This is a genomic window from Verrucomicrobiales bacterium (assembly GCA_016793885.1).
Classification (GTDB): domain Bacteria; phylum Verrucomicrobiota; class Verrucomicrobiia; order Limisphaerales; family UBA11320; genus UBA11320.
Map to the genome: position 1 here is coordinate 1 of JAEUHE010000133.1, position 11,580 is coordinate 11,580.

7 protein-coding genes are annotated in these 11,580 nt (G+C 59.9%); 6 read left to right on the forward strand and 1 reads right to left on the reverse strand.

Annotated features, from left to right (window positions below; translation table 11 throughout):
* Nucleotides 1-226: 226 nt before the first annotated feature.
* The gene (locus JNN07_14665) at nt 227-1,216 is read left to right on the forward strand and encodes a trypsin-like peptidase domain-containing protein (GenBank protein ID MBL9168980.1); all 990 of its coding nucleotides are present in this window, start codon (nt 227-229) and stop codon (nt 1,214-1,216) included.
* 66 nt (nt 1,217-1,282) lie between these two features.
* Nucleotides 1,283-3,253 carry a hypothetical protein gene (locus JNN07_14670; protein ID MBL9168981.1) on the forward strand — a complete coding sequence of 657 codons (1,971 nt, stop codon included), beginning with the start codon at nt 1,283-1,285 and terminating at the stop codon, nt 3,251-3,253.
* A gap of 51 nt (nt 3,254-3,304) precedes the next feature.
* Here the strand turns inward: JNN07_14670 and JNN07_14675 are convergent, their stop codons facing one another.
* Nucleotides 3,305-4,744, reverse strand: coding sequence for an FAD-binding oxidoreductase (locus JNN07_14675; protein MBL9168982.1), 1,440 nt, complete (start codon nt 4,742-4,744; stop codon nt 3,305-3,307).
* 456 nt (nt 4,745-5,200) lie between these two features.
* Between JNN07_14675 and JNN07_14680 the strand changes: the two genes are divergently transcribed.
* From JNN07_14680 to JNN07_14695, 4 genes are all read left to right on the forward strand, one after another.
* Nucleotides 5,201-8,359 carry a DUF1553 domain-containing protein gene (locus JNN07_14680; GenBank protein ID MBL9168983.1) on the forward strand — a complete coding sequence of 1,053 codons (3,159 nt, stop codon included), beginning with the start codon at nt 5,201-5,203 and terminating at the stop codon, nt 8,357-8,359.
* Nucleotides 8,360-8,365: 6 nt separating this feature from the next.
* Entirely contained in the window at nt 8,366-9,811 is a 1,446-nt protein-coding gene (locus tag JNN07_14685; GenBank protein MBL9168984.1) for a DUF1501 domain-containing protein, read from the forward strand.
* 193 nt (nt 9,812-10,004) lie between these two features.
* Complete coding sequence (locus tag JNN07_14690) at nt 10,005-10,526, forward strand: hypothetical protein (protein ID MBL9168985.1); 522 nt, start codon at nt 10,005-10,007, stop codon at nt 10,524-10,526.
* An 85-nt stretch (nt 10,527-10,611) separates the two neighbouring features.
* Nucleotides 10,612-11,172, forward strand: a complete 561-nt coding sequence (locus JNN07_14695; GenBank protein MBL9168986.1) for a sigma-70 family RNA polymerase sigma factor — start codon at nt 10,612-10,614, stop codon at nt 11,170-11,172.
* The last annotated feature ends 408 nt before the right edge of the window (nt 11,173-11,580 follow it).

The window sequence follows — 11,580 nt, forward strand, 5'->3', positions numbered from 1 at the left end:
GTTGTGAGAAAACAACGACTAACCCAGGGTAGGCGCTCCTGCGTCGCGCCAACCCTGGGCTTTGAGGCGGAATCCCTTTGGGATTCTAACATTTGGTCGAAGAACTTGTGGGTAATGCTTAGGTCGTGCCACCGCGGTCCAGAGGGGAATCGTGCTTCTCGGACGTTGCGATCGGGCTGAGAAACGACAGTTGTCATCCACGCTCGCTGCCCCTACTGTCTTGAACATGTCAAATCGACTGGCTTACGGATGGGCCTGTTGCCTGTGTGCGATCCATGCTTCGGCCTGGGATGTCGTTCAGCTTAAAGAAGGTGCCTCGGTTACGGGGAAGCTGCTAAACGAGAAGCCAGACTATGTGGTGGTTGATGTCGGCTTTACGGCACTCACCATCCCCCGCACGCACATCACGAAGATCACCCCCGATGCTGACGCCAAGGGATCGGGCGCTCCGGCCCCGGTCGCCATCGAATCGGTGGGCCAGACTTACTTCACCGCCAAGGTTCCGCCGCCCGAGCGCGCGGTTCGGGAATGGTCCAAAGAACTGGGTGAATCAGTGGTGCAGGTGCGCACTCCGGGGGGGCTGGGCTCAGGCTTTATTCTCAATGAGGACGGTTATCTCATTACGAACTTTCACGTGATTGAAGGAGAAACCCAGATTTCGGTGGAGGTTTATCATCAGGACGCCGGCGGTCCTCTGGAGCGACGGCCCTACAAGAAGGTCAAGATTATCGCGCTCAACAAGTTCCACGACCTCGCTCTGCTGCGAATTGAGGATGATGCTTCCCCCAAGCCCAAGTTCAAACCGATCCTGATCGGCAGCTCGGATGCTTTGGGACAGGGAGAACGGGTGTTTGCCATCGGGAGTCCGTTGGGACTCGAACGAACGGTGACTGAAGGGATTGTGAGTGTGAAAGCACGTGAGATGCAGGGTGAGCTCTTTCTGCAAACCACCACCCAGATCAACCCCGGTAACAGTGGCGGCCCGCTGTTTAACCTGCGAGGCGAGGTCGTAGGAGTCACCAACATGAAGATCTCGGTGGGGGAGGGTCTGGCCTTCGCGATCCCGTCCGAGCGGCTCAAGTATTTTTTGGATCACCGGGATGCCTTTTCCTACGACAACGACAATCCCAGCAATCCCTTTCGCTATCTCGAACCCCCTCGACATCCCCAGACCTCCGGCAAAACCCCTGCAACAAAGAAGGATAAAGGGGGTTGATCCAGTGTCGATAGACTCCATGAACAGATCGCTCATGCGCTCAACTCAACTCAGGTGACCGTCACTATGCCTTGCACTTTTATTGGCCGTCTTACGGCGTCGCTTCCGCTCACCCTGGCCTTTGGCCTCGTCGCGTTCGGCCCGGTCCGGCTGGCTTCGGCGGCGGCACCTCCTCCGGATAAACTGCTTCCCGCTTCGACCTTGGCCGTGCTCTCGGTTCCCGATTACGTCAAGTTCAACGCGGCCTCCACCAACGACCCCGTGTGGCGGTTTCTGCAGGATCCCGCCATGAAGCCCATGGTCGACAAGCTGTCTGCCAAGTGGAAGAGCGATGTGGTGGTCAAACTCGAGCAGCAGTTCGGCATCAAGTTTGCCGACTACGCCGAATTGGCCCAGGGCCAGATGACCCTGGCTTTCATGAGTCAGGCGGCGGACGCCAAGGACGGATCCTTGCAGCCATTCGTGTTCATCATGGACTCCGATTCCAAGGCCGAGCTGCTCAAGAAGTCCTTGGCTGACCTGCGGAAGAAGTGGGTGGATGCTGGAAAGAAGCTCAAGACCGAGACCATCCGCGGGGTGGAGTTCACCGCCTTGATGTTCACGCCGGCCGAGTTGGATAAGGCGTTGCAGGACGTATTTCCCAAGCCCCAGGGTCAGGACCAGGAGGAAGACAAGGATCTGGCCAAAGAGAAGCAAGAGGACAAGGAGGCCGACGAGAAGGAATCCGGCAAGACAGCGGTGGCGGGCTATGAGTGGTATGTGGGCCAGAGCGAGTCCTTGCTATTGCTGGGCAACATCCCCGCACACCTGGAGAAGGTGCTGTCATTGCAAGCCGGTGCCTCCAGCTCCACGCTAGCCGAAGTTCCCAGCTTTGCTTCGCATCGGGGTGCCCTGTTCGGCGACTCCAGCCTTTATGTGTGGGCCAACCTGCAGGAAGTTGTCGGGATGGTCAGGAAAGCGTTGGAACCCGACGCCGGAGCGCGTCGTCGCAACGTCGATTCCGGTCCTTCATCCGCTCAGATTCTCGATGGATCCGGACTGGCGGGCCTGCGCTCGCTGGCGTTTAGCTTGCGTCCCTCCGCTGAGGGCAGCCTCCACGACTTGCGAATCGAGGTTCCCGAAAGCGAGCGGGTCGGACTGCTCAAGATTCTGGGATTTGAAGCCAAGGATGCCAGCCCACCGCCCTTTGTTCCGCAGGACGTGCTGTCGTTCAGCCGCACCCGCATCGATTGGCTTAAAGGATTCGAGACCTTGGAAGCCACGGTGGTGAAGCTGTTCCCTCAGAGCGCCAGCTTCATCAAGTTGATCATGGAGACCACGGGTAAAGAGAAAGATCCAAACTTTGATCTGCGCAAGAACCTGATTGGGAACCTCGGAGACGATTACATTTCCTACAGCAAGGCTCCGGCTGAGAAGACGCTGGCTGGTCTTGCTTCCGGCCCGTCGATCCACCTGATCGGCGCACGCAATGCCGACCAGCTGATGGCGGCTTTGAAAACTTTGACTGCATTCATGCCTGCCCAGGCTGGCAAACGGGAGCGGGAGTTCCTGGGGCGCCAGGTCTTCAGTCTGAACGTTTCGGGAAGCAAGCAGAGCCTGAGCTTCGTGAGCAGCGGCGGGTATCTGGTCATTGCCAACGAGGATGGGATCCTGGAGGAGTACTTGCGCAGCAGCGAGCAGAAGTCCAAGCCGCTGAGTGCCGCCCCTGGATTGACAGAGGACGCGCAGAAAGTGCGTGGCACCAGCACCGGGTCTTTTGGCTACGCCAACCTCAAGGAGTCAGCGCGGCTCCAGTTTGAGGTCTTTAAAAAGGAGTCGGGCACGCTGGCGAATCTTCTCGCCGGAGCACCGCTGGCCAGTCGCTTGGGGCTGGATGAGGACAGCTCCGCGTTAAAGTCCTGGGTGGACTTTTCGTTGCTTCCGCCGTTTGACAAAGTGGCTCAGTATTTCCATCACTCGGTGTACACCTGGGCCTTTACTCCCGCCGGAATCGAACTTCGATCGTTCACCCCGGTTCCTCCCGAGCTGAAGAAGTAACTGGCATCCGGCGGGGCTCATGACTGCCCGCCGGGTCGGACCTGGAAGGGATCACGCTTCGCTCGGAGCGGTCTCGTCCATAAGCGCCACGTGGTGGCGGTACCAGTCACTGGTAAAGCGGCATTCCGGATCGAAGTGCCGCTTGCGTTCCAAGAAGAGTTTGAACTGCGGATAGGCGCGAAGGACCTGCTCGCGGGTGGCGTATCTATGGTAGGTGAGGAAGTAACTCCCGCCGAGTTTCAAAGCCGCGTCGATCAACGAGCGGAAGGCATCGGCGGTTCGAGCCTTGCCCTCCGGAGTATGAGGTGTTCGCAGGTTAAAAATGACGCACGCATAGTCGGCTTTGGCCCACGTTAGGAAGCTCGACTCGTCCCGCAGAATGGCGCGGATGGTTCCATAGATCACCTCAACGCCTCGCGACTTGAGTACCTGAGCGGCCTCGGCCATGAACGTGGCGATCTGATCGCGAGGCACATAGTGCTCGCCGATCACCAGTGTCTCCTTCGGCCCAGGAGGCCCGTCTGCCGCTCGTAGACTCTCCAGGAACTCGGCATAGCTTGGGATGTAAGTTCCCAGTTGCATGGTGTCCGACCAGTAGGTGGAGCCATGGGTACTCAGATAGTGCTGAGAATAGAGTCGGAAAGCCTGGGCTTTGTCCTCATGGGCTAGCTTGAGCAACTGTAACCATGCTTCCGGCTGTAAGTCGGCGCTGTCCGCCCCCACTGGATCGAGATCTGGACTGGCGATTGGCTCGTAACACGCGAACACGCCGCGATGTAGGAAACTGGCATCGTGGGGATCGATGACGAACTGGAAATCGCCATAGAGGCAACCCTCTCTCACGCGTCGGTAGACCGCGTTCATGGCATCGGCCAGATCGAGAATGTCCACGACTCGACGCACCCGTCGTCGCGGCGCGAGCCTCAGGGTGGCGGCGTAGATCAAACCGAACAGGCCATATCCTCCAATCACGAGCGAAAACAACTCGGCATTCTGGCTTCGGCTGCAGACCACCAGATCGCCATGGGCGTCGACCAGCGTCAGGTCTTCGATATCAGCTCCCAGCGGCTGCATTAACAAACCGCGTCCATGGGCGTTAGCCGAGATAGATCCACCCAGCGTCACCTCATCCACTCCCGTTTGCTTCTGGCGTATGGCCCATCTGTGGCCATCAGGCGCCACCATTTCGTGAGCGGCGGAGATGATCCTGGGCCAGTCAGCACCCGCCTCGATTTGCAACAAGCCGCGCTGGACATCCGTTTGCAAGACGCGGTTCAAACCTCTCGTGTCCACGTGCAGTTGGTGGGTGGCGAATTGCTGTCCTCCCATGGCGTGCCGGGCACCGCCAATGGACAGCGACATGCCGCGACGTTTGGCCTGCCTGACCGCCTCGCGCAAGTCCGACAAGTTGGTGGGCCGTTCGACCTGCGCCACCCGCGTCGGGTTGAGCTGTGAATGGACGTCGTTTAAAAGCATCGCATCTGGCGTCATGACATGTGCGTCAAAAGGGAGAATTCACCACAACCCCCACTCTCGGTTTCGCACACCTGAGCAAAACCATATCCGACCGGCCGTAGCGGAACAAGCCAAACGGATCGCGGTCCCGTTGGCGACCGAAAGGGTTTGCTCGGGTGTGAAGGCGAACGGTGGCATGCCACGCGCGGTCCGCACGGCGGGGTAGGGCGAAACTCTGTTGAGCCCATAAATGCCTCAGGCTTTCCTACACAAGAAACGCTGCCCCGACGCGGGCCTTTCGATCTGGATCATTTTTCAGCGCTCCTCGCCGCGGCTCCTTCCATCCTTTCACCACCCTAGCGTTCATGGGCTCGACGGAGTCTCTCCCTACCCTTGTAGCCCGCCCAGGTTTAAGTTGAATCACCTCCGTCTGAACCAGGGGGGTACGGGGTGGACACGGTGGGGTGGATACGCTAGACCTTAGGGGAGATCATGCATCGACGTTTCTATTCCATCGACGTAGGGGCAGTGGCTGGCCTCCTTCTCGGAAGTCTGGCCGTCACAGCCCATGCCGCGTCCGGGCCGCTGGACTTCAATCGCGATGTAGGTCCGATTCTGTCTGACCGGTGCTATGCCTGTCACGGGCCTGACTCCCAGAAGCGGGAGGCAGGATTGCGGTTGGATACCTTCGAAGGGGCGACGGCGCCACTGAAGAGCGGTGTGCGGGCGATCGTTCCTGGAAATACTAACGCCAGTGCGCTCGTTTCGCGCATTCATACAACGGATCCGGACGACCAGATGCCTCCCTCCAAGCTCAATCGTCCGCTGACGACCGGCGAGAAGGAGACGCTCGTGCGTTGGATTGTGGAGGGAGCGCCCTATTCCAAGCACTGGGCATTCCGAGCGGCGGAGCGGCATGCGGTTCCTCAGGTCAAAAACCAGGACTGGCCTAAGAATGGGATCGATCGTTTCGTGCTGGCCAAGCTGGAGGCTCTGAATCTATCCCCCAACCCGGAAGCTGAACGGGGTGCCTTGCTGCGTCGGGCGTCGTTCGCCCTCACCGGACTCCCCCCTTCGGCCGAGCAACTGGCGGCCTTTGCTGCGGATCGATCCGATCAAGCGTGGGAAAAGCAAGTGGATGCCCTTTTGGCCTCGCCCCGCTACGGAGAGCGCATGGCTTCCGATTGGTTGGACGTGGCGCGCTTCGCCGACACCATGGGTTATCAGGGAGATCCCAACGGTTTTGTGTGGCCGTGGCGGGATTGGGTCATCCGGGCTTTCAACGACAACCTGCCCTATGATCAATTCCTAACCTGGCAAATCGCGGGCGATTTGCTCCCGGATGCCACCCAGGACCAGCAGTTGGCCACCATGTTCAATCGGCTCCATCGCCAAACCAACGAGGGCGGTTCCATCGAACAAGAGTTTCGCCAGGAGTATATCTCGGATCGGGTTCACACGGCGGGAACCGCCTTTCTCGGGCTGACCCTCGAATGTTCCAAGTGTCATGATCATAAATATGACCCGCTGCCCCAGGCCGATTACTACAGCCTGTGTGCGATGTTCGGACAGATCGATGAGTGCGGTCTGTATCCGTATGGGATCAACACCACGGCCGCCGAGCCTTCCATGCGCCTTTTGGAACCGGGACAAGCGGCGGAGGCCAAGAAGCGTGAAGCGGCCCTGAAGGCGGCGAGGGCCAAGGCTGCGGCCATCCGTACGGAGCGTGCGGAGGCCTTTGCGGCCTGGCTGACTTCGGCCGCGGAGCTAAGCTTGCCCGCCCCTTCGGATCACTTTCCCCTCGATGCCATCGTCGAGGGAAAACTGACCAATGTGGTGGCGGGTGCTGCTTCCGCCACGATGTCGGCCGGGGTTTTGGCACCCGTGCCGGGTGTCGTCCAAGGTGCCATGAAGTTCGATGGCGATACGGTGTTGCAGTTGAACGGGGTCAAAGGCATCACCCGTCACGATTCGCTGAGCATATCAGTCCGGCTCTTCTGCCCGGAAAAGAAGGACCGTGCGGTGTTGCTGCATACGGGGCCAGCCATGTATGCGTGCGCCTCGGATGCCTCCGGATTCGAGCTGCTGCTCGAGAACGGCAAGCTCCGGTGGAGTTGCATCCACCTCTGGCCTGGCTGCGCGGCTTCGGTGGAGATGACCGACGATTTTCCGATCCAGCAATGGGTGGATGTCACGGTCACGTATGATGGCACTTCACGGGCCGCCGGCCTTAAGATCTATCGCGATGGGAAAGCGGCGTCGACCGTGGTTTTGCACGACCACTTGGACAAGAGCATCTTTACGGAGATGATGCGAGTGGGAGCCCGGCCGCGGGATGATCGCGGGTTCGCGGGCGGACTCATGGACGAGATCAGGATCTTCCGTCAGCCGCTTTCAGCGCTGGAGGTAGCTCATCTACACGCCCCGGCTTTTGCGGAAACCTTGGCGCAAGCCAGGACGGGTGATCGGGTCGCGCAGGCGCTGCTGCGCGAGCACTTCTTGAATCGCGTCGATGAACCCTGCGCCGCGGCGCGACGACAGGTCAGCGCGGCCCTCAAGCATTTGGAGGATGAGTATCTGCATCGCATGCCGCTGATCATGACGATGAAGGAGTCGCCGAATCCGAAGCAGTTCCACGTTCTACAACGGGGCGACTATGCGTCGCCCGACTTGAAGCGGCCGGTGTTGGCGGCGGCTCCGTCGGACATCATGCCGTTCCGGGCCGAGGGTGGACGGAACCGGTTGGGGCTGGCGCGGTGGATGACCGACCCGAAAAATCCATTGGTAGCGCGAGTGGCGGTTAATCGCCTGTGGATGCAGTGCTTTGGGACGGGCATTGTGTTGACACAGGAGAACTTTGGGACGCAGGGCGATCCGCCGTCGCATCCCGAGTTGCTGGATAGCTTGGCCTACGAGTTCAGCCACACCGGTTGGGATACGAAGCGGCTTCTGAAGCAAATCATGATGAGCGCCACGTTTCGTCAGTCGTCCGCGTCTACGCCGGAGAAAAAAGAGCGAGATCCCGGCAATCGGTTTCTGTCGCGAGGTCCCTCTTATCGGTTGTCGGGGGAGGCGATTCGGGATCAGGCGCTGTTCGCCTCGGGATTGCTGGTCGATCGGATGGGCGGGCCCAGTGCCAAGCCCTGGCAGCCACCGGGCCTCTGGTCAGAGGCCGGGGCCTCTGGTGGAGACTACACGCCGGATACTGGCGCCGGGCTTTATCGTCGGAGTCTCTACACGTTCCGAAAGCGAACCGCCCCGCCACCGAGCATGACCACCCTGGACGGTGGCAGTCGCGAGACTTGCCAGCCGCGTCGGCTGACGACCAACACCCCCTTGCAGCCTTTGCTGTTTCTCAATGACAAGGCCTATTTCGAGTGCGCTCGCGAGCTGGCCCGTCGGGTCAGGCGCGAACAACCGGGCGGTCCGAAGCAGCAGTTGGAGCGAGCCTTCCTCCTGCTGACATCGCGGCCGCCGGCGGCCCCCGAGATGAAGTCCTTGCTAGCCCTGTATGAGCAACAATTAGCGACCTATGCCACGGATCTGCCGGGGGCGAAGGCGGTTTGCGGCCAGGAGGATCCGGGTTTTGCTTCGATGACCGTCGTCTGTTCCACCCTGCTCGTGAGCGATGCTGCTCTCACCAATCGATAGTACATTATGAGCACACCCTTCCTGCCTCCTGACTTCATGCTGCGACAGACCAGGCGCCACTTTTTCGCCCGGAGCGGCCTGGGTCTCGGCGCCCTGGCCATGGCGAAGCTCTCGGAGAATCGCGTGTTGGCCACCAGTCCCGGGGTGCTCAGCTCGCCACATGTCGCGCCGAAGGCCAAGCGGGTCATCTATCTTTTTCAATCGGGCGGCCCCTCGCATCTCGAAACCTTCGATTTCAAGCCGGTGTTACGAGCGGGGCACGGGAAGCCATTGCCCAAGGAAGTGATCGGCAATCAGCGGCTTTCGACCATGAGTGGGAATCAGAGTTTCCTGCCGATGGCTGGTTCGTTCACGGAATTCTCCCGGCATGGGCGTTCAGGCTTGGAGATCTCGGACTTGCTTCCGTACACCCAGCAGATTTCCGATGACATCTGTTTGATTCGCACCCTGCATACCGAGGCGATTAACCACGATCCGGCCATCACGTTCTTTTGTTCAGGCAGCCAGATCCCGGGACGTCCGTCCATGGGTGCTTGGGCTTCGTACGGACTGGGCAGTCTCAACGAGAACCTGCCCGCGTTCATCGTCTTGGTGTCCAAGAATGCCGTGCGCGACCAGCCGCTCTACTCGCGGCTCTGGGGCGCCGGCTTCCTGCCCAGCGAGCATCAAGGGGTGCAGTTCCGGGCCGGCAAGGAGCCCGTGCTGTATCTCACCAATCCGGAAGGCGTTTCCACCGACACACGACGTCGCATGCTGGACACCCTCGGGCAGTTGAATGGGTATCAGGCGGGGCAGCAGCTGGATCCGGAGATCGAAGCGCGGGTGGCGCAGGCCGAGATGGCGTTTCGAATGCAGGTCAGCGTGCCGGAGGCGGCGGATTTTTCTCAGGAATCGGAGGCGACTTTCGCCATGTATGGTCCGGATAGCAAAACGCCCGGCACCTATGCGGCGAACTGCTTGCTGGCCCGTCGGCTGATCGAGCGCGATGTGCGATTCGTGCAGTTGTTCCATCAGGGATGGGATCAGCATGGCGACGTGGTGGGCGGAATCACCAAGCAATGTCGGCAGACCGACCAAGCGTCCGCGGCGCTGGTGGTTGATCTGAAGCGACGCGGATTGCTGGACGACACCTTGGTTGTTTGGGGCGGGGAATTTGGGCGCACCGCGTACTGTCAGGGGAAAATGTCGGGGAATAACTATGGGCGCGACCATCATCCGCGCTGCTTCAGCATCTGGATGGCCGGCGGCGGGGTGAAGGGCGGCACCAGCTACGGGACCACCGATGATTACGGCTACAACATCGTCGAGAATCCCGTTCACGTGCACGATCTCCATGCGACAATGATGCATCTGCTCGGCGTGGAGCATGAGAAGCTGACCTATAAGTATCAGGGCCGCTATTTCCGTCTGACGGATGTTCACGGGCACGTGGTGAAGCCGATTTTGACTTGAGTGATGAGCTGGGGAGGGGACTTTTGGCCCACGGATCATGCGGATCACACGGACCAAGACCGAAATCAAAAACTACCAAGTCATATCCTACCCTTCGGGTTTTCTCCGTGTGATCCGCGTGTTCCGTGGGCAATTCCTCGTTTCTTGAAGCTTGCCGTTTCTTGCTGCGTTTGCGACAACCATGCCTAGATCTATGATTAAATCCCTCACCTTCGCGACTGTCCTTCTCACCGTTGTTGCTTTCAGCGCCTTCGCCGAGACCAGCGTTAAACTCTCCGGAGTCCATCTTTGCTGTGGTAGCTGCGTGAAAGGCGCCGATAAGGCCGTCGCGAGCGTCACTGGCGCTACCTCCGCCACGGACAAGGACGCGGGTACCGTGACCATCCAGGCGGCCGATGCCGCCACGGTCCAGAAAGCGGTCGAGGCGCTCGTCGCTGCCGGGTATTTCGGCACCTCCAGCGACTCTGAAATCAAGGTAAAGGCCAAGAGCGGCGCCAAGAAGGCGAACGTTCAAACGTTGAAATTGACCGGCGTGCACCTGTGCTGCGGCAAGTGTGTCACGGCGGTTAATGACGCGATCTCCAAGGTGAGCGGCGTCAAAGCCAATACGGCGACCAAGGGTGCCGAATCGTTCGAAGTGACTGGCGCTTTCAATCCGAAAGAAGTGGTGGCCGCTCTGAACAAGGTCGGACTGACCGGTAAAGTTGCCAAGTAACACCGAGCGGGAATATTTCCCATTTGGTTACACGGGGTGGCTCTGGGTCGGCCCAGAGCCGTGTTCCGCGAGAGAAGGTGATGGCATGTCCGACATTACTCAGCTTTTAAAGGCTATTGATGCTGGGAATTCTCAGGCGGGCGAAGAGCTGCTGCCCTTGGTGTATGGCGAGTTGCGCCGACTAGCCGCCGCCAAGATGGCTCGGGAAACCCCAGGGCAAACCTTGCAGGCCACGGCGCTGGTTCATGAAGCCTGGTTGCGTTTGGTTGGTTCCGAGGATCAAGGGGTGTGGAGCGGCCGCAATCACTTTTTTGCTGCCGCAGCCGAAGCTATGCGACGGATTCTAGTGGACCGGGCTCGGCAAAAGCACCGCATCCGTCATGGGGGAGAGTTGGAGAGAGTGGACCTGACGGATGTTCAAGTGGCCACTCAGGACAAGGATGAGACGGTCTTAGCCATGGACGAAGCCCTCGAGAAGCTGGGCAAGGAATGGCCGGAGAAAGCCGAGATCGTCAAGCTGCGGTATTTCACCGGCATGACTCACGAGGAGATCAGCCAGGCTCTCAATCTGTCCGAAACGACAGTTCGACGACACTGGGCTTTCGCCCGCGCCTGGCTCCATGCGGAGCTAACGAACTTCCGGTGAGCGTGACAGCCCGAATTCCTCGCACTAAGGCACGAAGTTCACGAAGGAGGGGAACCGTTCCTGGCCGCCTGTAGAATCGTCCTTACTCGGATGATTACGCGCGGAGGAGAATGCGGCGCTATGGACTGCGCGTCGCATGCCACCGCTTTCCCTTCATGCCAGCTCCCCCTCCGGCGCGCCCTTTCAGAGTAGCCCCCCAGCCACGCCGCCACGCGCAGGAAAGCGGCGACATGTCTCCGCGCTCCATAGAGCCACCCCCCTTCGCACGTCACCCGGGGGAAGGACGTCCTATGGACCGCGGTGGCACGACACCGCTGTTCCTTCACGCCACGGCAACTCTCTCGTGCACCTGCGCGTTGATCGGGCAACCTAGCCAAGGACGCTGCATTATGACCACGCCATCTGATT